The sequence below is a fragment of the Pseudomonas sp. SWRI92 genome, from assembly GCF_014268685.1.
Taxonomy (GTDB): Bacteria; Pseudomonadota; Gammaproteobacteria; order Pseudomonadales; family Pseudomonadaceae; genus Aquipseudomonas; species Aquipseudomonas marvdashtae.
Map to the genome: position 1 here is coordinate 58,897 of NZ_JABWQY010000003.1, position 21,921 is coordinate 80,817.

The 21,921-nt window shown below is 61.3% G+C and carries 16 protein-coding genes and 1 riboswitch; of the genes, 7 read left to right on the forward strand and 9 right to left on the reverse strand.

Annotation, left to right across the window (positions count from 1 at the left end; genetic code table 11):
• Nucleotides 1-2,139 (reverse strand): methyl-accepting chemotaxis protein, encoded by a 2,139-nt coding sequence (locus HU762_RS06825; protein WP_186634595.1) that lies wholly within the window; start codon nucleotides 2,137-2,139, stop codon nucleotides 1-3.
• Nucleotides 2,140-2,357: 218 nt separating this feature from the next.
• On the opposite strand from HU762_RS06825, the gene HU762_RS06830 reads away from it, so the two are divergent.
• Nucleotides 2,358-3,173 (forward strand): M48 family metallopeptidase, encoded by an 816-nt coding sequence (locus tag HU762_RS06830; protein ID WP_186634598.1) that lies wholly within the window; start codon nucleotides 2,358-2,360, stop codon nucleotides 3,171-3,173.
• A gap of 56 nt (nucleotides 3,174-3,229) precedes the next feature.
• Here the strand turns inward: HU762_RS06830 and HU762_RS06835 are convergent, their stop codons facing one another.
• The 3 genes from HU762_RS06835 to HU762_RS06845 all read right to left on the reverse strand — a co-directional run bounded on the left by HU762_RS06835 (nucleotide 3,230) and on the right by HU762_RS06845 (nucleotide 6,075).
• Complete coding sequence (locus tag HU762_RS06835; RefSeq protein WP_186634601.1) at nucleotides 3,230-3,814, reverse strand: TMEM165/GDT1 family protein; 585 nt, start codon at nucleotides 3,812-3,814, stop codon at nucleotides 3,230-3,232.
• A 91-nt stretch (nucleotides 3,815-3,905) separates the two neighbouring features.
• Nucleotides 3,906-4,026: riboswitch (yybP-ykoY riboswitch) on the reverse strand.
• A gap of 51 nt (nucleotides 4,027-4,077) precedes the next feature.
• Nucleotides 4,078-5,076: a class I SAM-dependent methyltransferase gene (locus HU762_RS06840; protein ID WP_186634604.1), complete on the reverse strand. Its 999-nt coding sequence runs from the start codon at nucleotides 5,074-5,076 to the stop codon at nucleotides 4,078-4,080.
• 33 nt (nucleotides 5,077-5,109) lie between these two features.
• Nucleotides 5,110-6,075: a 2-hydroxyacid dehydrogenase gene (locus HU762_RS06845; RefSeq protein ID WP_186634607.1), complete on the reverse strand. Its 966-nt coding sequence runs from the start codon at nucleotides 6,073-6,075 to the stop codon at nucleotides 5,110-5,112.
• Nucleotides 6,076-6,200: 125 nt separating this feature from the next.
• Here HU762_RS06845 and HU762_RS06850 point away from each other — a divergent pair, with 125 nt between their 5' ends.
• From HU762_RS06850 to HU762_RS06875, 6 genes are all read left to right on the forward strand, one after another.
• Nucleotides 6,201-6,830 carry a LysE family transporter gene (locus tag HU762_RS06850; protein ID WP_186634610.1) on the forward strand — a complete coding sequence of 210 codons (630 nt, stop codon included), beginning with the start codon at nucleotides 6,201-6,203 and terminating at the stop codon, nucleotides 6,828-6,830.
• Between the two features lie 145 nt (nucleotides 6,831-6,975).
• Nucleotides 6,976-8,658, forward strand: a complete 1,683-nt coding sequence (locus tag HU762_RS06855; RefSeq protein ID WP_186634613.1) for a fatty acid--CoA ligase — start codon at nucleotides 6,976-6,978, stop codon at nucleotides 8,656-8,658.
• Nucleotides 8,659-8,945: 287 nt separating this feature from the next.
• Nucleotides 8,946-10,790, forward strand: a complete 1,845-nt coding sequence (locus tag HU762_RS06860; protein ID WP_186634616.1) for a DUF1302 domain-containing protein — start codon at nucleotides 8,946-8,948, stop codon at nucleotides 10,788-10,790.
• 24 nt (nucleotides 10,791-10,814) lie between these two features.
• Nucleotides 10,815-12,179, forward strand: a complete 1,365-nt coding sequence (locus HU762_RS06865) for a DUF1329 domain-containing protein (RefSeq protein WP_186634618.1) — start codon at nucleotides 10,815-10,817, stop codon at nucleotides 12,177-12,179.
• Nucleotides 12,180-12,378: 199 nt separating this feature from the next.
• A complete protein-coding gene (locus HU762_RS06870; protein ID WP_186634621.1) occupies nucleotides 12,379-15,114 on the forward strand; it encodes a LuxR C-terminal-related transcriptional regulator in 2,736 nt (911 codons plus the stop codon).
• A gap of 60 nt (nucleotides 15,115-15,174) precedes the next feature.
• Nucleotides 15,175-15,675: a methylated-DNA--[protein]-cysteine S-methyltransferase gene (locus HU762_RS06875; RefSeq protein ID WP_186634624.1), complete on the forward strand. Its 501-nt coding sequence runs from the start codon at nucleotides 15,175-15,177 to the stop codon at nucleotides 15,673-15,675.
• Nucleotides 15,676-15,702: 27 nt separating this feature from the next.
• On the opposite strand, the gene HU762_RS06880 is transcribed toward HU762_RS06875, so the two are convergent.
• From HU762_RS06880 to HU762_RS06900, 5 genes are all read right to left on the reverse strand, one after another.
• Entirely contained in the window at nucleotides 15,703-17,610 is a 1,908-nt protein-coding gene (locus HU762_RS06880) for an alkaline phosphatase D family protein (RefSeq protein ID WP_186634627.1), read from the reverse strand.
• A 141-nt stretch (nucleotides 17,611-17,751) separates the two neighbouring features.
• Entirely contained in the window at nucleotides 17,752-19,035 is a 1,284-nt protein-coding gene (gene dctM / locus HU762_RS06885) for a C4-dicarboxylate TRAP transporter large permease protein DctM (protein WP_186634629.1), read from the reverse strand.
• Nucleotides 19,032-19,664, reverse strand: coding sequence for a TRAP transporter small permease (locus tag HU762_RS06890; protein WP_186634632.1), 633 nt, complete (start codon nucleotides 19,662-19,664; stop codon nucleotides 19,032-19,034). The genes dctM and HU762_RS06890 overlap by 4 nt, the downstream gene beginning before the upstream one ends.
• Nucleotides 19,665-19,730: 66 nt before the next feature.
• Complete coding sequence (gene dctP, locus HU762_RS06895; RefSeq protein ID WP_186634635.1) at nucleotides 19,731-20,726, reverse strand: C4-dicarboxylate TRAP substrate-binding protein DctP; 996 nt, start codon at nucleotides 20,724-20,726, stop codon at nucleotides 19,731-19,733.
• A 126-nt stretch (nucleotides 20,727-20,852) separates the two neighbouring features.
• Complete coding sequence (locus tag HU762_RS06900; RefSeq protein ID WP_186634638.1) at nucleotides 20,853-21,848, reverse strand: TRAP transporter substrate-binding protein; 996 nt, start codon at nucleotides 21,846-21,848, stop codon at nucleotides 20,853-20,855.
• Nucleotides 21,849-21,921: the final 73 nt, after the last annotated feature.

The window sequence follows — 21,921 nt, forward strand, 5'->3', positions numbered from 1 at the left end:
TCAGACCTTGAACTGATTGATCAACCGCCGCTGCTGCTCCGCCAGCTTGGTCAGCCCGGCGCTGGCCGCGCTGGATTCGTCGGCGCCGCTAGCCACCTCGTTCGCCACCTGCCCGATGTTGATCACGTTACGGTTGATGTCATCGGCCACGGCGCTTTGCTCCTCGGCGGCGCTGGCGATCTGGGTGTTCATGTCGTTGATCACCGACACGGCCTGGGTAATCGTCTCCAAGGCCTGGGCTGCTTTCGCCGCGTGCTGCACGCTTTCGTCGGTACGGTGCTGGCTGTCCTCCATCACGCGCACCACGTCCCGTGTGCCTTGCTGCAATTGCTGGATCATCGACTGAATCTCTTCAGTGGCCTGCTGCGTCTTTTGTGCCAGGTTGCGCACTTCATCGGCGACCACCGCAAAACCACGGCCCTGTTCACCGGCCCGGGCGGCTTCGATGGCCGCGTTGAGCGCCAACAGGTTGGTCTGCTCGGCGATCCCGCGAATGGCGGTGAGGATTGCGTTGATGTTCTCGCTGTCCTTGGCCAGGGTTTGCACCACGCCCACCGCCTTGCCGATTTCCACGGCCAGCGCGCCGATGGACGTCGAGGTATCCCGCACGATCTGCATGCCCTGGCTGGCAGCCTGGTCGGCGTGACTGGCGGCTTGGGCGGCCTGGGTTGCGTTGCGCGCTACATCCTGCGCCGTGGCGGTCATTTCTTGCACGGCGGTGGCGACCTGGTCGATCTCCGACATTTGCTTGTGCACACCTTGGTTGGTGCGGATCGCGATGTCGGCCGTGTGCTCCGATGAGTCGCTGACGCTCTGCACCGATGTCACCACTTGGGTGATCATGCCCTGCAACTTGCTCAGGAACGTGTTGAAGCCCTTGGCGATGGCGCCCAGTTCATCGGCGCGGTCGCTGGTCAGGCGGCGGGTCAGGTCGCCTTCGCCCTGGGCGATGTCATCGAGCATTGCCACCATTTGCTTGAGCGGTCGGGCGATGCCATGGCCCACCAGCCAAATCACCAGCAGGCCGAGCGCGGCAATGGCCAGGCCGACCATCGCCATGCCGAAAATATCGGTCTCGCGCTGATCGTCCAGGTCCTTCTGCAAGGCTTGCAGGTCGGCCATGACCGCGTTCAGCGGCAGTTGCATCATCAATGTCCAGCGCGCTTCGGCCTGGCCGATGCCGAAGGGCATGTACACCTCGATGTGGCCGTGCTCTTCGTCGATGTCGTAACGCACTTCGCCAATGCCGAGCTTGGTCAGGTTGTCCAGCTCGCTGGCGTCCAGCAGGTCGCTGGCTTTCTCGCCGAGCTTGCTCGGGTCTTTGGTGAAGGCCACCAATCGGTTGTTGTTCGAGAGCAGGGCCATTTCCCCGGCGCCGCCGTATAGCTTGGCGTCCGCGGCGACGAGCATGTCCTGGATGAAGTTCACCGACAGGTCGGCGCCGACGATGCCTTGGAACTTGCCCTCGACCAGGATCGGTTCGATGAACGAGGCGAGCATGGTCATCGTATTGCCGACGCGGTAGGGCGCCGGGTCGATCACGCAGGCTTTCTTGCTGTCCTGGGAGCACAGGTAGTACTCACTGGCGCGAATACCCGTGGACAGCAGTTTCTGGTCGGTCACGTCGGCGAGCTTTTCCAGGCCCAGGGTGCCGTCCTGATTACGAAACCACCACGGCAGGAAGCGCCCGTTGGTTTCCATGCCCAGCACTTGGCTGTTCACATAGTTGGCGTCGTCGTGGTCGATGGCGTTCGGTTCCCAGGCGATGTAGGCACCGAGGATTTTCGGGTTGCGCACCACGGTTTCCCGCAGCAGGCTGATCATCTGTTCACGAGGGAGCTTCAACTGCGGGCTGCCATCCGTGCCGCTCATGCCCATCAAGGCGTTGGTAGTTGCCAGGCCCCGGGCGAGCAACAGTGGCGCTTCGAGCTCCCGTTGGATCAAGCTGGCCTGGGTATGGGCGAGGGCGCTGAGGCGTTGCTCGATGAGTTGTTCAAACTGCGCCTTGGTCCGCTGTTGCACCATCTCCTGAGTACGGGCGCCGGCGAATAATGCATACAGCACCAGGGCGCCGACCACGCTGAGCACAATGGCTCCGGCCAGGGCGGCGACGGAAAATTGGATCGATTTGAATTTCATAAAGGCTCCGGACGCGGAAATGACGTCTGGAATTTTTATCGGCGTTTTCCGGGCCCGACATGAGGCGCTGTTCGTCGGATGACTGTTTTGGCATCGTCGGTGTCGCAAATGGCCGGGTTGAGATCTGACCGAAAAATCGGTAATCCGCTTCTGTGTATCTGGCGCCGATACAAATCAACGCCTAGGATACGCCCACGATTCCATGGAGCTTCTTTTGTATGAACAAGACTTTGATCGTGAGTGCCTTGAGCGCGGGTCTGCTGCTCGCCGGTTGCCAGTCGGTCAACACCACCAGCGGCGGAGCCGTGGGCGTGGAGCGCAAGCAGTACATGTTCAGCATGCTGTCGACCGCTGAGGTCAACCAGATGTATGCGCAGTCCTATCAGAAAAGCATGGGCGAAGCGAAAGCCCAGGGCGTGTTGGACAAGACCAGCAGCGATGCCAAGCGCGTCCAGGCCATCTCCAGCCGGTTGATCGCCCAGGCACCGGTGTTCCGTCCGGATTCGGCGCAATGGAACTGGGAAGTGAACCTGATCAAGAGCGACGAGCTCAACGCCAGCTGCGGCCCTGGCGGGAAAATCATTTTCTACACCGGTTTGATCGAAAAGCTGAAGCTCAACGACGATGAAATCGCCGCGATCATCGGCCATGAAATCGCCCACGCCTTGCGCGAGCACGGCCGTGAAGCGATGTCCAAGGCCTATGGCATCGAAATGGCCAAGCAGGGTGCCGGTGCCATATTCGGCCTGGGCCAGGACAGCCTGGCGCTGGCCGATACCGTGGCCAACTACGGCATGACCTTGCCCAACAGTCGTGGCAACGAGAACGAAGCCGACCTGATCGGCCTCGAACTCGCCGCCCGGGCCGGCTACGACCCGAACGCTGCAATCACCTTGTGGAATAAAATGGCCAAGGCTTCGGAGGGGGCGCCACCAGAGTTCATGAGCACCCACCCGGCGTCGAGCAGCCGGATCGCCTCGTTGCAGGCGGCGATTCCGAAGGTTATGCCGCTTTATCAGCAGGCTAAAAAGTAAGCGTCGTCATGCAGTAAAGCTGTGGCGAGGGGGCTTGTTCCCTCGCCACAACAGCCTCAAACCCATCCACTGCTCTGCATCGCCTTGTACACCGCCACGATCGCCAGGATGAAGAACGCCGAGGCGGCCAGGCGGCGGATGAGGGTCAACGGCAGTTTCTCGGCGGCGAAGTTGCCGGCCAGTACCACCGGCACGTTGGCAATCAACATGCCCACGGTGGTGCCAATGATCACCAGCCACAGTTCAGGGTATTGCGCAGCGAGCATGACCGTGGCGATCTGGGTCTTATCGCCGATTTCCGCCAGGAAGAAGGCGATCAGCGTGGTCAGGAAAGGTCCGAACTTGCGGGCGGTATTGGCTTCGTCGTCGTCCAGCTTGTCCGGCACCAGGGTCCACAGCGCCGTTGCCGCGAAGCTGGCCGCCAGTATCCAGTGCAACACCGCGTCCGAGAAGAACCCGCCGACCCAGGCGCCCACCGCGCCGGCCGCCGCATGGTTGGCCAGGGTCGCGGCGACGATGCCGGCGATGATCGGCCAGGGTTTACGAAAGCGAGCGGCGAGGATCAGCGCGAGCAGTTGCGTCTTGTCGCCGATTTCGGCCAGCGCAACGATAGCGGTCGGTACGAGGAAAGAGTCCAGCATCAGGGGATTCCTAAGAGGGGCGGGTCGACACGGCTATGACACGTACAGCCTCCCCGCCCCGGGTAAGGTGTGCGTGTCATAGGTCTTGTCAAACCCAGCGACCCTCTATGGGGGCGCTTGGGCCGCATACGCCATGGTCTGCTGACCAAGTATGTTGACGTATGCCGGGCGAGCATGGCGCTCGCGGGAGACTACTCCCCTAGGACGGTGCGGATTCTGCCTAGGCAAATCCGTTTGGGCAAGCGCTGTTTTTCTAAAACGCTTCAGCCGCGCTTGGCTCGGTAAATGCGAAAACCCTGGCCTTCGGCCTTGATCGCACAGATACCCAGATGCTCTTCGATCAATGGCTGATATTTGAGGAAACTGTTCGCCACCAAGCGCAGCTCGCCGCCGTTTTTCAGATGTTTGGCTGCTTTTCGCAGCAAGTTTTCTGTAGCGTGGTAATCGGTGTGGACGCCGACATGGAACGGCGGATTGCTCAGGATCGCGCTCAAGCCCATCGGCGCGGCATCGATGCCATCGCCGGTCAAAACCTCGGCTTCCAAGCCGTTGGCGGCCAGCGTCAGGCGACTGCTGGCGGCCGCGAAAGCGTCGACGTCAAGCAGCGTCACCGTGTTGTGCGGGTAACGGCGCTTGACTGCTGCTCCCAGCACCCCGGCGCCGCAGCCGAAATCCAGCAAATGGCCGCTGGGTAGTTTGTCCAGGTGTTCCAGCAGCAGCGCACTGCCGCGATCCAAGCGACCGTGACTGAACACGCCTGGCAGGCTGATCACCGTCAGCGGGCCCTCGGCGAGCGGCAATTGGTAACTTTGGGCCAGGCTTTCCAGGGGCTTGGCTTGGGGCGCATTGGCGACCGTGACCTGCCAGAGTTGGCAATGGCGCGCACTGTCGAGCTTGCGTGGCTTGCCGAAAGGGTTGAGCTGCTTGGACGCGCCTTCTATGCCGCTGCGCTTTTCGCCCACCAGGTACACTTCGCGACCGGCCAAGCGTGACGCCACGGCATTGAGAACGTAGTCGGTGAGGTCCTTGGCCTTGGGCAGGAACACCACGGCGGTGTCGAATTCGCGCTCCGGAACGTTCACGCCAAACTGGCTGCGTTCCGGGAACCGCGCGTCCAGCGCCGCCTGGTCGCCGGCGTGCCAGCACCAGCCATGAGCCTCGGGCAAGCGGCCGAGCAGATCATCGGCGGGCAGGCCGGCCAGCAGGACCGAACCCTGGAATAACTCGGCCTGACGAAGCAGTACTTCACTGCGCGGATCCATGGGCTGCTCCTTGAAAAAAAGTGCGGCAGTTTATCAACTGACGACACGTCGCGCTGTACCGCTGAAGAACCCTTGCGCGTTTTCCGTCAGTTGGCCGACGATTCGCTGGCGTGCCTCGCGGCTGCCCCAGGCGTTGTGGGGCGTGACGATCAACCGGGGGATGTCGCCGGCCAACAGCGGATTGCCCTGGGTCGGCGGCTCGACGCTCAGCACGTCGGTGGCAGCGCCGCCCAAGTGACCGCTGCGCAAGGCGTCGGCGAGGGCCTGTTCGTCTACCAGTCCGCCGCGTGCGGTGTTGACCAGGAACGCGCCGGGCTTGAGCAATGCCAGTTCGCGCGCGCCGATGAAATGGCGGGTGTGCTCGGTGAGCGGGCAGTGCAGGGTCAGGGCGTCAACTTGCGGCAGCAGCTCGTCCAGCGGCACGCGGTCGGGGCGGGCAGGGCGACCTGGAATCTGCCCCGGCAGCACGCGCATGCCAAAGGCTTCGGCCAGCCGCGCGACGGCACCGCCCAGTTCGCCATGACCCAGCAAGCCGAGGGTCTTGCCCTCCAGTTCGACAATTGGGAAATCCAGCAGGCAGAACTGCGGAGCCTGTTGCCAACGACCTTCGCCAACGGCTTTTTGGTAGTCGGCCAACCGCGTCGCCAGGTTCAGCAACAGCATGATCGTGTGCTGTGCCACCGACGGCGTGCCGTAGCCCTGGCAGTTACACACGGTGATGCCATGCTGGCGGGCGGCGGCCAGATCGACGTTGTTGGTGCCGGTGGCGCTGATCAGGATCAGTTTGAGTTCCGGGCTGGCGGCCATGGCGGCGGCATCGATCACCACTTTGTTAGTGATTGCCACCGTGGCGCCCTTGAGCCGCTCTGTCACTTGATCCTGGGTGGTCCGGGCGAACAGTTGCAGCTCACTGAAACATTGGCGCAACGGGCTCAAGTCGAGGTCACCGAGGTCCAGGGAAGGATGGTCGAGAAAAACGGCGCGAGCGGTATTCGTCATCAGCTGTACCTGTTATCTAAAAGACCGAAAGCGTAATGTGGCGAGCCTATCAGATGCATTGCGGCCGTGGTGCCGTAGACCCGTGGGATTTCATTTAACACAAGACTGTCGCAAGGAGCCCCATCATGTACCTCGCCGAATTCCTCACCGTCGCCCTGATCCACCTCTTGGCCGTCGCCAGTCCCGGCCCGGACTTTGCCGTGGTGGTACGGGAAAGCGTGACCCACGGTCGCCGCGCCGGGACGTGGACGGCGCTGGGCGTGGGTACGGCGATTTTCCTGCACGTGGGCTATTCGCTGCTGGGCATCGGCCTGATCGTGTCCCAATCGATCGTACTGTTCAACGCACTGAAGTGGGCCGCCGCCGCGTACCTGTTGTACATCGGCTTCAAGGCCTTGCGAGCGCAACCGGCCAAGGCCACCGAGGAAAACCTGCACAAGGCAGTGGGCGAACGTACCGCGCGCGGCGCGTTCACGGCTGGCTTCATCACCAACGGCTTGAACCCCAAGGCGACGTTGTTCTTCCTGTCCCTGTTCACCGTGGTGATCAATCCCCATACGCCGCTGGCGGTCCAGGCCGGCTACGGCGTTTACCTGGCCGTCGCCACGGCGGCCTGGTTCTGCATGGTGGCGATGCTGTTTAGCCAGGCGCGGGTGCGCGCCGGTTTCGCCCGCATGGGCCATTGGTTCGACCGGACCATGGGCGCGGTGCTGATTGCCATTGGCGTGAAGCTGGCGTTTACCGAGGCGCATTGACCGCGTAGGACAGCGTCCCTTGGATGGCTCAAGGCTAGTATTTCCGGGCGGATCAAATCATTCCTTCGGCTGATTTGATCCGCCGGCAGGCGCATTAGAGTGCTTACCTTCCAGCCAAGACCGTGCAGTCAGAAAAGGGACTCCTATGTTGCAGACTCGCGTTATTCCGCCAGCCGAGGGCGCTTATCAATACCCGTTGCTGATCAAGCGGCTGCTGATGTCCGGGGCGCGCTATGAGAAAACCCGCGAGATCATCTATCGCGACCAGATGCGCTACAGCTACCCGACGCTGATCGAGCGTGTCGCGCGCCTGGCCAATGTGCTGACCGAGGCGGGGGTGAAGGCCGGTGACACGGTGGCGGTGATGGACTGGGACAGCCATCGTTACCTGGAATGCATGTTCGCGATCCCGATGATCGGCGCGGTGATCCACACCATCAACGTGCGCCTGTCGCCAGAGCAGATCCTCTACACGATGAACCACGCCGAGGACCGCTTCGTGCTGGTCAACAGCGAGTTCGTCGGGTTGTACCAGGCAATCGCCGGGCACCTGACCACGGTGCGGAAGACGCTGCTGTTGACCGACCTGCCGGAAAAAACCGCCGACCTGCCAAACCTCGTGGGCGAATACGAGCAACTGCTGGCCAGCGCCAGCCCGGTCCACGATTTCCAGGACTTCGACGAGAACTCCGTCGCCACCACGTTCTATACCACCGGCACCACGGGCAACCCCAAGGGCGTGTACTTCACCCATCGGCAACTGGTGCTGCACACCATGGGCGTGTCGACCATCATGGGGTCCATCGACAGCGTGCGGCTGCTGGGCACCAACGACGTGTACATGCCGATCACGCCGATGTTCCACGTCCACGCCTGGGGCTTGCCGTATGTTGCGACCATGCTCGGGCTCAAGCAGGTCTACCCGGGGCGCTACGACCCAGAGTTCCTGATCGAGCTGTGGCGCAAGGAAAAGGTCACCTTCTCCCATTGCGTGCCGACCATCCTGCAAATGGTCCTCAACGCCAAGGGCGCCCAGGACACCGATTTTGGCGGCTGGAAAATCGTCATCGGCGGCAGCGCGCTCAACCGCAGCTTGTACGAGGCAGCGAAGGCCAAGGGCATCCAGCTCACTGCCGCTTACGGCATGTCGGAAACCGGCCCGCTGGTGTCGTGCGCTCATCTCAACGACGAGCTGATGGCCGGCAGCGAAGACGAGCGCATCACTTACCGGATCAAGGCCGGCGTGCCGGGGCCGTTGGTGGAAGCGGCGATCGTCGACGGCGAAGGGCGTTTCCTGCCGGCGGACGGCGAGACCCAGGGCGAACTGGTACTGCGTGCGCCGTGGCTCACCGAGGGTTATTTCAACGAGCCACAGAAAGGCGCCGAACTCTGGAAGGGCGGCTGGCTGCACACCGGCGACGTCGCCACGCTCGACGGCATGGGCTTCATCGACATCCGCGACCGCATCAAGGACGTCATCAAGACCGGCGGCGAGTGGATCTCGTCCCTGGACCTGGAAGACCTCATCAGCCGGCATGCGGCGGTACGCGAAGTAGCAGTGGTCGGCATCCCCGATCCGCAGTGGGGCGAGCGGCCGTTTGCCTTGCTGGTCATCCGCGAAGGGCATCAGATCGGGGCTCGCGAGCTCAAGGAACACCTCAAGCCGTTTGTCGAACTGGGGCACCTGAGCAAGTGGGCGATTCCGAGCCAGATCGCCCTTGTTACGGAAATTCCCAAGACCAGCGTCGGCAAGCTCGACAAGAAGCGCATCCGGGTCGACATCACCGAATGGCAGAGCAACAACAGCACCTTCCTCTCGACGCTTTAAGCGTTCGCGCCGTGCCCGAAAAGGGCACGGCAGCCCCACCAAGCAAGCGCTTGTCTTGTCAAAACCGAAAATTCAGCCATCCTTGCCGTGCCGACAACCGTCGGCCTGGCGAAGGACTGTTCCAGAGTGGTCGAAGGCTGCAAATCACACTTTAGAGGGATCAAGCCGTACTACCTGCTGGCTATAGTCCGCTCAAGGATTTTCGGAATGGGACGCGCGTGCCAGCACGGCGAAGGGTTTCCGGAAACGCCCACTGCCATAACAATAAAACACATGGAGTTGCGTCGATGACCTCAGCAAACACTTTCTGGCGCCGGGCAAAACTGCCTCTGGCCGTCAGTCTTGCCTCCTCGCTCGCCGGCCCGGCATTCGGCGTCAGCTTCAACATCGGTGAAATCGAAGGCCAGTTCGATTCGTCCCTGTCGGTGGGCGCGAGTTGGTCCACGTCCAAGGCCAACCGCGATCTGATCGGGGTGAACAACGGAGGCAAGGGCCTGTCCCAGACCTCCGATGACGGCCACCTGAACTTCAAGCGCGGGGAAACCTTCTCGAAGATCTTCAAGGGCATCCATGACCTGGAGCTGAAGTACGGCGACACCGGTGTGTTTGTACGAGGCAAGTACTGGTACGACTTTGAACTCAAGGACGAGAACCGTCTGTTCAAGGACATCAGCGACAGCAACCGCAAGGAAGGCGCCAAGTCCTCCGGCGGACAACTCCTCGATGCGTTCGTCTACCACAACTACGCCATCGCCGATCAACCGGGCTCGGTCCGCCTGGGCAAGCAGGTGGTCAGCTGGGGGGAGAGCACCTTCATCCAAGGGGGTATCAACTCCATCAACCCGGTCGACGTGTCCGCGTTCCGTCGCCCAGGCGCCGAGGTCAAGGAAGGCCTGATCCCGGTCAACATGTTCTACGTGTCCCAGAGCCTGACCGATAACTTGTCGGCTGAAGCCTTCTACCAGATCGAGTGGGATCAGACGGTTGTAGATAACTGCGGGACGTTCTTCTCCCAGCCGGATGTGATTGCGGATGGGTGTTCGGATAATTTGCGGGTACTGAACAAGCGTTCGACTATCCCAGGCGCCTTCTTGCCGTTCCTGACTGCGAACGGAGTGGATGTGAACGAGGAGGGCGTGCTGGTACGTCGAGGCCCGGATCGTGATGCTCGGGATAGTGGCCAGTGGGGCGCATCGCTGAAGTACATGTTTGAGCCGCTGGATACCGAGTTCGGCGCCTATTTCATGAACTATCACAGTCGCGCGCCTATTTTCAGTGCCACAGGTGCGCCGGCGGCGGCCTATGCTTCGCCATTACCACTACGGCCACTGATCGTGGCGGGCAATTCACAGTATTTCGTTGAGTACCCTGAAGATATCCGGCTCTATGGTTTAAGTTTTTCCACAACCTTGCCCACCGGTACCGCATGGAGTGGGGAGCTTAGCTACCGTCCGAATGCGCCGGTGCAATTGAGCACTACTGACATCCTTTTCGCCGGCGTGACGCCCATCCCGGGCTTCGGGGACGCATCCGTGCTTGATGGCTCGCCAGGTCAAGACCTGCACGGCTATCGCCGCAAAGAAGTCACCCAATTCCAAACCACGTTTACTCACTTCCTTGATCAGGTCATGGGCGCCAGTCGCTTAACCCTGGTAGGCGAAATCGGAGTCACGCATGTCGGTGGTCTGGAAAGTAAATCCGAGGCACGCTACGGTCGCGATCCGGTGTTCGGCCCAGGCGAACTGCCAAACGGTTTCTGTGATTCGCTCAATGACAGGACTGCCGCAGGCGGTGGGCAGACCGCTAACGACGTAAACAGCAACTGCAACAACGACGGCTTCACCACCTCCACCTCTTGGGGCTATCGCGCTCGTGCCATCTGGGAATACCCGGACGTCTTCGCCGGTGTGAATCTCAAGCCCAACGTGGCTTGGTCCCATGACGTAAAAGGCTACTCGCCAGGCCCTGGCGCCAACTTCGAGGAAGGTCGCAAGGCTGTCAGCCTCGGGCTGGATGCCGAGTACCAGAACACCTACAACGCGAGCCTGGCCTACACCAACTTCTTTGGTGGTGACTTCAGCACCGTGGACGATCGCGACTTCCTGGCGCTCAGCGTCGGCGTGACCTTCTAAGCACCGTATTTCAGGACGAACACTATGAAAATAACAAAAAATCTGTTGCAAGTCGGTGCGCTGGGGTTATCCCTGCTGGCGACCAGTGTCATGGCCGCCGTGCCTGCCGCCGAGGCCGACAAGCTGGGCAAGAGCCTGACGCCGATGGGCGCCGAGATGGCTGGCAATGCCGATGGGTCGATTTCCGCCTGGAAACCCATGGCCAAGAACGCTGGCAGCGTCGACGGCAAGGGCTTCCTCGCCGACCCGTACGCCAGTGAGAAACCTGTGTTCACCATCACGTCGCAGAACGTCGACCAGTACAAGGCCAAGCTCGCCCCAGGCCAGTACGCGATGTTCAAGCGCTACCCGGAAACCTTCAAGATGCCGGTCTACCCGACCCATCGCGGCGCCACCGTGCCGGATGAAGTCTTGGCCTCCATCAAGAAAAACGCCGTGAACACCAAGCTGGTGGGCGCTGGCAACGGCCTGGAGAATTTCGAGACGGCCGTGCCGTTCCCGATTCCCCAGAGCGGGCTGGAAGTGATCTGGAACCACATCACCCGCTATCGCGGCGGCAGCGTGACCCGCCTGGTGACCCAGGCCACGCCGCAGCCCAACGGTTCGTACAACCTGGTGTACTTCAAGGACCAGTTCGTCTTCCGCGACAAGATCAAGGGCTTCGATCCGGCCAACCCGGGCAACGTGCTGTTCTACTTCAAGCAACAAGTGACCGCACCCGCGCGTCTGGCGGGAACCGTGCTGCTGGTGCACGAGACGCTTGACCAGGTGAAGGAGCCGCGCAAGGCCTGGATCTACAACGCCGGCCAACGCCGCGTGCGCCAGGCGCCGCAAGTCGCCTACGACGGCCCGGGTACCGCCGCCGATGGCCTGCGTACATCTGACAACCTGGACATGTACAACGGCGCGCCGGACCGTTACGACTGGAAGCTCGAAGGCAAGAAAGAACTCTACATTGCCGCCAACAGCCACAAGATCGATTCGCCGCAGCTCAAGTACGCCGACATTCTTAAGGCTGGCCACATCAACCAGGACCTGGCGCGCTATGAACTGCGTCGCGTCTGGCACGTGACCGCGACCCTGAAGGAAGGCCAGCGTCACATCTACGCCAAGCGCGACTTCTACATCGACGAAGACACCTGGCAAGCCGCGGTCATCGATCACTACGACGGTCGTGGCCAACTGTGGCGCGTCGCCGAGGCCCATGCCGAGAACTACTACGACAAGCAAGTGCCGTGGTACGCCCTGGAAACCCTCTACGACTTGCAGTCCGGACGCTACCTGGCCCTGGGCATGAAGAACGAAGAGAAATCGGCCTACGACTTCGGCTTCACCGCGTCCACCAGCGACTTCACCCCGGCGGCACTGCGTCAGGAAGGCGTTCGCTAAACCGCTTTCCCCGAGGCCGCATCCTCAAGAAAACGCCCCGACTGGTTCGGGGCGTTTTTTTTTTGGCAACCCCAACAGAAATTGGCCACTTGTAGCCTTTTTGTAGTCATTTGTAGCACTCCCTTCAATACCTCTCCGTTTACGGCTAGTCTGCGGACATCTGCAACGCCGCCATCCGCATTTCAAACAAGAGCCGGCCATGACTGATTTGTCTTCACCCCCGGATTCTTCCCGTGCAGCCATCGCGGTACAGGAAGGGCGTTTTTACCGCCCACCTCTGCCCGACGGGCATGTCGTGCGGCCGCGGTTGTGCGAGCGTCTGAGCGCTGGGCTGGGGGGGCGGTTGCTGCTGGTGAGCGCGCCGGCGGGGTTCGGTAAAAGTTCGCTGGCGGTGGAGTTCTGCCAGGGGTTGCCGGCCCATTGGCGAAGCCTGTGGTTGGGGCTCAGTGCCAGGGACAACGATCCGGGGCGTTTCCTGGAGCGGCTGCTCGAAGGGCTCCAGGCGTTTTATCCCCAGTTGGGTGGCCGCGCTTTGGGCTTGCTGAAAATGCGTCAGCGCCACCAACCCTTCGCGTTCGAAGAATGGCTCGACGGCCTGCTGGATGAGCTGTCCGCGCATTTGTCAGCAAGCGCGCCCTTGCTGCTGGTGCTCGACGATTACCACTTGGCGCAGAGCCCGGTGCTGGATCGCTGCCTGCAATTTTTCCTCAATCACCTGCCCGAGGGGTTGCTGGTGCTGGTCACCAGCCGTCAGCGACCGGACTGGCACCTGGCACGCCTGCGGCTGTCGCGGCAGTTACTCGAACTCAACGAGCAGGACCTGCGCCTGACCCACGACGAAGCGCTGACCTTGCTCCAGCATCACAGCAGCGCGTTGCGTGGCGAAGCGTTGGAAAGCCTGATCCAGCGCAGCGAAGGCTGGGTCGCCGGGCTGCGCTTCTGGTTGCTGGCCGCTTCCGAAGCCGGCAGCGAAGGGCGACTGCCCCAAGCGTTGCACGGCGGTGAAGGGCTGATCCGCGATTATCTGCTGGAAGAAGTCATCGACTGCCTGCCCGCCGAGGTGCAGGCGTTTCTCTACGACATCGCCCCCCAGGATCGCTTTTGCAGCGAACTGTGCGATGCGGTGCGCGACGCCCATGACAGCCACGAAATCCTCAAGTTCCTCGCCGCCCACCAAGTATTCCTGGTGCCGCTGGACGAACATGGGCATTGGTATCGTTTCCATCATCTGTTTTCCGACCTGCTGCGCAGTCGCCCGAGCGCGCCGGCCATGGTGCCGGCCGGGACCCTGCATTTGCGTGCCTGCCGCTGGTTCAACGCCCAGGGCCTGATCGACGAAGCCGTGGAGCAGGCCCTGCGCGCCGGGCATCTGGACGTGGCGGCGAACCTGGTACAAAACCTTTCGGAGGAGCAACTGCTGGCCGAGCAGAACGTCGGCATGTTACTGCGCTGGAAAATGGACTTGCCCGACAGCCTGCTCATCAGCACCCCACGGCTGATCGTGCTGTACAGCTGGGCGCTGGGGCTGGCCTGCCAACTGGATGCCGCCGAAGAATTGGCCGCCCATTTGAGCCGCTTCCTGCCGGCGCCGTCAGCCACCGCGCATAAATCCATGCTCGCCCAATGGCTGGCGCTGAGCGGCATTGTTGCCCGCGGTCGTGGTGATCGTGAGGCCACGCTGCGCTATTGCACCGAGGCGCTGGAAAGCCTGCCGCAAAAACGCTACGGCCAGCGCCTGATGTGCTTGTCCACCCTGTCGAACCTGGCGATTGCCGACGGGGACCTTTGGCGCGCCCGGGCGTTGAACCGCGAGTCCCTGGAGTTGGCGCAGCGGGTTGGCAACCCACTTTTCGAGGCCCTGGCCCATTACGATCGCGCCCGGGTCTTGCAGGCGCGAGGGGAGATCCTGCGGGCACTCGAAGAGGTCAAGCAGGGACTGCAACGCTTGCACCCACTGTCACCCCAACGGCTGTACGCGGTGCGGGCACGGTTGGTCTTGTATGAGGGATTTTTGCTGACGCTGCGCATGCAGAACCAGGCCGGGTTGGCGCGGTTGCAGGCGGGGCTGACCGAAGCCCGGGCCTGCCGCGATATCAGCGTGTTGATCGGCCACTGTGTGATCGCTCGCGTCGAAGGCCAGGGCGGCGAGTTCGCCCGGGCCTTTGCCGAACTGGCCGAAGCCGAGCGCTTGATGCATATCTGGGACGTTCCGCCGGTTTATTACCTGGCGATGATTACGCTGGTCAAATGCGAGCTCTGGCTGGCCCAGGGCCGCACCGAACTGGCCGAAGCCTGGCTGGTGCGGCTGGGGCAGACCTACACGGGCGAAGGCGCCGCCGCCCCGCCGGAATTCCATCCACAACTGCCGCTGCATGTCGAACTGCAACAGGCGTTGCTCGAGTCGATCCGCGGCCAACCGATGCAGGCCGAAGGACGGCTCAATGCGTTGCTCGAACATTCGCAGCAGACCGGGCGGCAGATGCTCAGCGTGATGGTGCTCAACCAGAAAGTCGCCTTGCTGTTGAGCGCGGGGCGCGAGCCGGAAGCTCGCGTGGCCTTGGCCCAGGCGTTCGATGCCGCTGTTGGCGGCGCGCTGCAGCCCTTCGAGTGGCTGCTGCAAAAGCATCACGAATGGTTGCGCGAGCAACTGCTCCAGGCGCCGCCCAGCGGCCTGCGCGAGCACTTGCTCGAGCGCTTGCCGACGGCGGCGCTGCAACCGACCGAGTCCTGCGCGCACGTCGAAGCCCTCAGCAGCCGGGAGCGGGCAGTGCTGCAACTGATTGCCCAAGGATGTTCGAATCAGGAAATCAGCGAGCAATTGTTCATTTCGCTGCACACGGTGAAAACCCACGCCAGCCATATCAACAGTAAACTGGGGGTGGAACGCCGTACCCAGGCCGTGGCGCGAGCGAAGGCGTTGGGGTTGCTGGGCTGAGCAAGATTTTTTGCTCAGTGAGCAAACTAGCCATTGAGTGTGAACCCGGGAAATAGTCGAATGTTGCCCCTCTACAAAACCATCCCATCCCCTGTCGGCGAACTGATCCTCGTGGCCCGAGGCACGAAGCTGGCCGCTATCCTGTGGGAAAACGAACGGCTCAACCGCGTGCGCCTCGGGCCTTTGGAGCAAGACAACGCTCACCCGACCCTCAAGGAAACCGAGCGCCAGCTGCTTGAATACTTCACGGGTCAGCGGCGTGGTTTTGAATTGGATCTGGATTTCGCCGGTACCGATTTCCAGGTGCGGGTCTGGCAGGCATTGCTGACCATTCCGTTCGGCGAAACCCGCAGTTATCGCGACATCGCCATCCAGATCGGCCAACCGACCGCAACCCGCGCGGTCGGCGCTGCCAATGGACGCAACCCGATCTCGATCATCGCTCCCTGCCACCGCGTCATCGGCACCTCCGGCAGCCTCACCGGTTTCGCCGGCGGCCTCGCGGCGAAGCAGTTCCTGCTAAGCCTCGAAGGCCAGCAGAGCCTGCAACTGGCGTTCTGAACCCCGTGCCCGGTTCCGAGTGGTCGCTCAGGTTGGGGGTAACTTGGGCGCCAGCATGCGGGTTGGCGGCTTGCCGTTGGCGTTGTGCTGGACGATGTCCGTCGGCTGTCCCTGTTCGTTGAAAAATACCTGGCCGATCCCCGCCGAATTCCACAACCGCTCCCCAGCCTCGGCGTGCTCGGGGGTGTGAGGCACGATGCGCATGCTGCGACGCTTGGTGAACCAGTTCAGCGGCGAGCGTGGGGAATAGAGCCAACGGTTCAAGCGATCGAACCATTCCAGCAGCGCCGGCGGGAATTCATTCTTGATGCCGCTGCTGGTGATTTGCCAGATGCGCGGGCCGCCCTTGCGATGTGGGATAAGTACCTCGTAGACGAAGGAGTAGTGCACGTCGCCGGACAGCACCACGTAGCTGCCAGGCGTGCGCGAGTGGCGGAAAATATTCAGAATCACCTGGGCCGCGCCACGGTGGGCCATCCAGTTTTCCGCATCCACCAGCAGCGGGAATCCGCACCAGCTGAACACCCGCTGTACCGACTCGATCAGCTTGACGCCAAAAATTGGTGCCGGCGACACGATGATCGCCGAGGGATGATCCAGTAATTCCTGTTGCAGTTCGCTCAGGGCTTCCCAGTCCAGCAGGCCTGACGGTTGCTTGAGGTTGTTCTCGCTGCGCCAGCGCCGGGTGCGAGTGTCGAGCACGACCAGCGCCGGAGAGCTTGGCAACACGTAATGCCAGCGTTGGAAACTGAGCAGCGTGTCGATCAACCGGTCCTGGGGTTCGCTGTCGAGGTAGCGGTCGTTGGCGGTGCCGCACAAGGCCACGGTTTGTTCGACCACCTCGTCAAACGCGTCCGGGTTGTTGCCCCAGCCCTGGCAGAGCATGTAGGCGATCAGCGCGTTACCGATGATGCGCTTGGAGAACGGATGGCCGTAGGCCGTTTCCTCCCATTGCGCGGAGAGATTCCAGTCATCGGTGATGTCGTGGTCGTCGAAAATCATCAGGCAGGACAAATGCGCAAACACCCTGGCGACGCCGTCCAGCCCGGTTTTGAAGGCCTCGATGCGTTGCTGTTCCAAGTCGTAGCGCTGGCGCCGCTCGGCGGTCAACTCGGGAGGTTGCGGGGCGATCAACGTCCAGGGCACCGGCGACCAGACCAGCAGGTACATCGCCATGACTTCGGCGAAGGTCACCAGGTGGTTGTCGGCGCTGCTGCTGGTGAAAATCGGCTTGCGCGCGCCGCCGAAAAATCGCTCGCGCAGGGTTTCGTTGCTCTCGAGCGCCGGTAGCAGATCCGCGCGATGGTAATAGCTGGCCGGGTGTTGGTAGAGCTTGGCGCTGTCCTCCACCACCGCGCCCTCCAGGCATTCCTCGAACAACCCCAGGCGCTCGATCAAGGCATGAATCGCCCGCAACATCGGCCCGGCGACGTCGTCGGCGTACACCTGGTCGCCACTCATCATCAACAGGGCTGGCTGTTGCTCGGGGGCTTGTGCCAGCAATCGGTCGATACACAGCAATCCGTCATTGGCCGGATAATGGGGTTTGCGGCAGGAGCCGTGGACCAGTTGCTCGATGCGCGAATGCAGTACGAAACTCGGGTATTGCGCGCCGTCATACAACAGATGCGGCGCCCATTCGGCGATAGAAACGCCATCCACCAGTAGGTCATATTCGATGACCACATCCAAGGGCAGGGCGGCGTCGAGTCGCACGTCGATCAGGTGCACGAACGCCTGGCGCCCCACCGGCACCACGGTGCAACGCGTGGCATCCAGCGCAAGATCGCCCACGCCGTCCAGTCGCAAGGTCAATGTCAACGGTCGCGACCCCACCAGCCATATCACCAGCCGCGTGGCTTCCAGTCGCCGCAACAGCGGACCGACGAGGACGGGGGGCAGGGAGTTGGTTGTGTCGGAAGGGGACGGCAACATGCGTGGGAAAAGCTCTGCTTCAGAATGAGGCAGGGATCATAACGCAATGTGCTGAGTTGCTGGGAAGGCAGGCCCGACCTGTGACAAACCCGCTCCCGTGGCGAGGGAGCAACCTCCCTCGCCACGGTTCAGGCCCGAATATCAGCTCATCCCCAACCAGTTCGGCAGCGCCAGCGAAATCCATGGCACATAGGTAATCAGCACCAGGAACGCCAGCAGGATCATCAACCACGGCATGGCCGCGCGGATGGTCGCCGTCAGCGACATGCCGGTCACCGCCGAGGTCACGAACAGGTTCAGCCCCACCGGCGGCGTGATCAGGCCGATCTCCAGGTTCACCACCATGATGATGCCCAGGTGGATCGGGTCGATGCCCAGCTTCATGGCGATAGGGAACAGGATCGGCGCCAGGATCAGGATGATCGCCGACGGTTCCATGAACGCACCGGCAATCAGCAGCACGATGTTCACCACCAGCAAGAAGGTCACCGGCGTCAACCCGGCCTCGATCACCCACGCGGTGATTTGCTGCGGCAACTGCTCGGTGGTCAGCACATGGGCGAAGAGCATGGCGTTGGCGATGATGAACATCAGCATGATGCTCAGCTTGGCCGATTCCAGCAGCACCTTCGGTGTTTCGCGGAACGTCAGGTCCTTGTAGACGAACAACGCGATAAACGCCGAGTACACCGCTGCCACCGCGGCCGCTTCGGTCGGTGTGAACATCCCGGAATAGATCCCGCCGAGAATGATGACCATCAACAACAGGCCCCACAGCGCCTTGCGCGCAGTGGCTAACCATTCACGGAAGGTGGCCCTTGGTAGGGCAGGCAGGTTCTTTTTCACCGCGACAATATAAATCGCCACCATCAAGGACAGTCCCAGCAGCACGCCAGGAATCACACCGGCCATAAACAGCTTGCCGACGGACGTTTCGGTTGCGGCGGCGTAGACCACCATTACAATCGAGGGCGGAATCAGGATCCCCAATGTGCCCGCGTTGCAGACGATGCCTGCACCAAACGCCTGTGGATAACCCGAGCGCACCATGCCGGCAATCGCGATGGAGCCGACCGCCGCCACCGTCGCCGGGCTTGAGCCGGACAACGCCGCGAACAGCATGCACGCCAACACCGCCGCAATCGCCAGGCCGCCCCGGATGTGTCCGACGCAGGCGTTGGCAAAATCGATCAACCGTCGCGCCACGCCACCGGTGGTCATGAACGCACCGGCCAGCAGGAAGAACGGAATCGCCAGCAGGGTGTAGTGTTCGGAAGTTTCGAACAGCTTGATCGCCAACGAGCGAACCGAGTCGGGGCTGAAGAAAATGATCGTCAGCGATCCGGCCAAACCCAGGGAAATGGCGATGGGTACGCCGATGAACATCAGCACGAACAGCGCGATGAACAGGAAGGCAATGGTCATGGCTTGTCTTCCTCGATCTCGGTCAGTTTGATCGCTTCGGCCGCTTCATCGGCCAGGCCGAGGCCTGTCTGACGATTCATCAGGATGCGTACGAGAATTTCCGCAAAGCGGATGAAGACCAGGGCGAAACCCACTGGCACGATCAGCCCGACATGCCATTGCATGATGCCGAAATGGCCGAGGTCTTCGGCGCCGATCTCGGCAATCATCAAGGTGTTGATCCATTCGTAACTCGCCACCGCCAGCAACCCGGCATAGGCGAGGCAGCACAGGCAGGCGATCACGCCGATCAAACGCTGCACCGGTTTGCTGGCGAGCTTGACCAGCGCATCGACACCAATGTGCCCGGCGGTGCGCACGCCATACGACAGGCCAAAGAAAATCAGCCAGCCAAACAGCGCCTTCGTCAGCGAGCTGCTCCAGGTCATGGCCTGGGCCATGCCCATGATGCCGTCGCCGATGGCGAACATCGGTTCGCTGGCGGCCGGCCAGTTGTCACCGAGGCTATAAAAAACGCTATAGAGATTGTTGAGGACCACGTAGACGAAAGTTACCAGCGTCATGGCGGCCAGGAGGAAGGCAATGAACCCTTCCTCGAAGTGTTCCCAGGTGCGCCGAAGGGCGTTCATGGATGACATCTCCTGCTAGAGGACGATAGGCCGGCGCCACCAGGGACGGCAACACCGGCCAACCCATTACTGAGCCTTGTTGGAGGCTTCGGCGGCTTTGATCAGGTCGGCGCCGATGTCCCCTTCGAACTTCTTCCAGACCGGCTTCATCTTGTCGCGCCATTCGTTGCGTTGTTCAGGCGTGAGGGTAATGATTTCGGTGGTCTTGGCATCGAGGATGCGCTGCTTGTCGTTCTGGTTCAGTTGCGCCGCTTCTTTGTTCACGTGAGCGGTGACTTCCACAAGGATCTTGTCCAGTTCGCTGCGCACGTCTGGCTGCAGGCCGTTCCAGAACTTGGTGTTGGTGATCAGCATGTAGTCGAGCACACCGTGGTTGGACTCGGTGATGAACTTCTGCACTTCATGCATCTTCTGACTGTAGATGTTCGAGTACGGGTTTTCCGCACCGTTGACCACGCCGGTCTGCAGGCCTTGATAAACCTCGGCGAAGCTCATCTTGCGCGGGTTGGCGTTGACGGCCTTGAACTGTTCTTCCAGCACCGCCGATGCCTGTACGCGGAACTTCAAACCACGGGCATCCTTGGGTTCACGCAGCGCTTTGTTGGCCGACAGCTGCTTCATGCCGTTGTGCCAATAGGCCAGGCCGGTGATGTTCTTGCTTTCCATGGACTTGAGCAGCTTCTGGCCTTCCGGGCTCAGCTGGAAACGGTCCACGGCGGAGATATCGTCAAACAGGAAAGGCAGGTCGAACAACTGCACGCTCTTGGTGTATTGCTCGAACTTGGCCAGGGACGGCGCAATCATCTGCACGTCACCCAACAGCAGGGCTTCCATTTCCTTGCCGTCGCCAAACAGCGAGGAGTTCGGGTACACCTCGACCTTCACTTTGCCCGGCAGCCGTTCTTCCACCAACTTCTTGAACAGCAATGCACCTTGGCCTTTAGGGGTTTGCTCGGCCACTACGTGCGAGAACTTTATGATCACCGGGTCAGCCGCCATGGCGGTGCTCAACGCGCTGAGGGCCAGCGCGCAGACGAGTGCTTTCCACATAGGTTTAAACATTGGGGTTTCCTTTTATTTTTAGTTTTTCTCGTGCGGGCTCATTCAAAACACAACGCACGGTGGGACAGTTGCAAGTCTAGGCAGAAAAATAGCTTGCCGGACGATTGTTACATTAAACGCGCCGCATTACTGCGCCTGATTGGACGCCTCGGCAGCCTTCACCAAGTCCGGCCCGATAGCTTTTTCAAACTTCGCCCATACCGGCTTCATCTTGTCGCGCCAGGCGTTGCGTTCCTCTGGCGTGAGGGTAATGATTTCGGTGGTTTGGGCTGCAAGCACGCGTTGTTTGTCCTGTTCGTTCAGACGATCGGCCTGGTTGTTCACGTCGGCGGTGACTTCAGTCACGATCTTGTCCAATTCGCTGCGGATATCCGGCGGCAGGCCGTTCCAGAAATCGGACGTGGTGATCAGCATGTAGTCGAGCACGCCGTGATTGGTCTCGGTGACGTACTTCTGCACTTCATGCAGCTTTTGGTTGTAGAAGTTTGAATAAGGGTTTTCCGTCGCGTTGATCACGCCGGTCACCAATCCCTGATACACCACTGAAAAAATCATCTGTTGCGCTTTGGCGTCGACGGCCTTGAACTGTTCTTCCAGCACGGCGGAAGTCTGCACCCGGAACGTCAGGCCACGGGCGTCTTCGGGCTTGCGCAATGGTCGGTTGGCCGACAATTGCTTCATGCCGTTGTGCCAATAGGCCAGGCCCTTGATGTTATTGCGCTCCATGGCGCGCAACAGATTCTGGCCTTCAGGACTGGTTTGAAAACGATCGACTGAGGCAATGTCTTGAAACAAAAACGGTAAGTCGAACAACTGCACGGTTTTTGTGTATTGCTCGAACTTGGCCAGCGAACGGGCAATGATCTGCACGTCCCCCAGCAGCAACGCTTCCATTTCCTTGTCATCGCCAAACAACGTGGAGTTGGGGTAGACCTCGACCTTCACCTTTCCCGGCAAACGCTCCTCAACGAGTTTCTTGAACAGCAACGCACCCTGGCCCTTGGGTGTCTGCTCGCCTACCACATGGGAAAATCTGATGACGATAGGGTCAGCCGCCGTGGCCGTGCCCAGCGTGATAAAGGCCAGCGTGCACGCGAGCGCTTTGCAAAAAAGTTTGAGCATGGCGGATCCCTTCGAGTCATGTTTATCGTACGGGCCCATCCCGGCCCCGGCGAACTGCAAACACTGGCAAGTC

Coding starts and splice junctions, on each gene's coding strand:
- HU762_RS06825 (WP_186634595.1), bottom strand. CDS start 2,139: ATGAAATTCAAATCGATCCAATTTTCCGTCGCCGCCCTGGCCGGAGCC.
- HU762_RS06830 (WP_186634598.1), top strand. CDS start 2,358: ATGAACAAGACTTTGATCGTGAGTGCCTTGAGCGCGGGTCTGCTGCTC.
- HU762_RS06835 (WP_186634601.1), bottom strand. CDS start 3,814: ATGCTGGACTCTTTCCTCGTACCGACCGCTATCGTTGCGCTGGCCGAA.
- HU762_RS06840 (WP_186634604.1), bottom strand. CDS start 5,076: ATGGATCCGCGCAGTGAAGTACTGCTTCGTCAGGCCGAGTTATTCCAG.
- HU762_RS06845 (WP_186634607.1), bottom strand. CDS start 6,075: ATGACGAATACCGCTCGCGCCGTTTTTCTCGACCATCCTTCCCTGGAC.
- HU762_RS06850 (WP_186634610.1), top strand. CDS start 6,201: ATGTACCTCGCCGAATTCCTCACCGTCGCCCTGATCCACCTCTTGGCC.
- HU762_RS06855 (WP_186634613.1), top strand. CDS start 6,976: ATGTTGCAGACTCGCGTTATTCCGCCAGCCGAGGGCGCTTATCAATAC.
- HU762_RS06860 (WP_186634616.1), top strand. CDS start 8,946: ATGACCTCAGCAAACACTTTCTGGCGCCGGGCAAAACTGCCTCTGGCC.
- HU762_RS06865 (WP_186634618.1), top strand. CDS start 10,815: ATGAAAATAACAAAAAATCTGTTGCAAGTCGGTGCGCTGGGGTTATCC.
- HU762_RS06870 (WP_186634621.1), top strand. CDS start 12,379: ATGACTGATTTGTCTTCACCCCCGGATTCTTCCCGTGCAGCCATCGCG.
- HU762_RS06875 (WP_186634624.1), top strand. CDS start 15,175: ATGTTGCCCCTCTACAAAACCATCCCATCCCCTGTCGGCGAACTGATC.
- HU762_RS06880 (WP_186634627.1), bottom strand. CDS start 17,610: ATGTTGCCGTCCCCTTCCGACACAACCAACTCCCTGCCCCCCGTCCTC.
- dctM (WP_186634629.1), bottom strand. CDS start 19,035: ATGACCATTGCCTTCCTGTTCATCGCGCTGTTCGTGCTGATGTTCATC.
- HU762_RS06890 (WP_186634632.1), bottom strand. CDS start 19,664: ATGAACGCCCTTCGGCGCACCTGGGAACACTTCGAGGAAGGGTTCATT.
- dctP (WP_186634635.1), bottom strand. CDS start 20,726: ATGTTTAAACCTATGTGGAAAGCACTCGTCTGCGCGCTGGCCCTCAGC.
- HU762_RS06900 (WP_186634638.1), bottom strand. CDS start 21,848: ATGCTCAAACTTTTTTGCAAAGCGCTCGCGTGCACGCTGGCCTTTATC.